The sequence below is a fragment of the Gilvimarinus sp. 1_MG-2023 genome, assembly GCF_030548285.1.
The window spans coordinates 1-228 of sequence record NZ_JAUOSC010001936.1 but is presented as its reverse complement, the minus strand read 5'-3'; the positions used below and the strand labels follow the sequence as shown (position 1 = coordinate 228).

The 228-nt window shown below is 56.1% G+C and carries 1 pseudogene; it reads left to right on the top strand.

Features of this window, described 5'->3' with window-relative positions:
• A pseudogene (locus Q4563_RS23410) lies at positions 1 to 228 on the top strand (hypothetical protein); the annotation flags it as partial.

Below are 228 nucleotides of genomic sequence, written 5' to 3'. Positions count from 1 at the left end.
GGCAAGAGCAAGGGGCTAACCGGAACGACTGGAATACCCGCTTTTTCCGCTTCGTCAAAAAACAGTGGGTATACGCCCAGAACGACGCCGAACGTCAACGGCTGCAGCAAGAAGGCCAGCTGAACCGCAGTGGTTTCAGTGTTGCCAGTGACGAAGCCGCTCCCATTGGCCATCAGTGGCGCCCCAGTGAAGATGCCTTGCAGATATTGCAACGTTCCGGGATTGAAC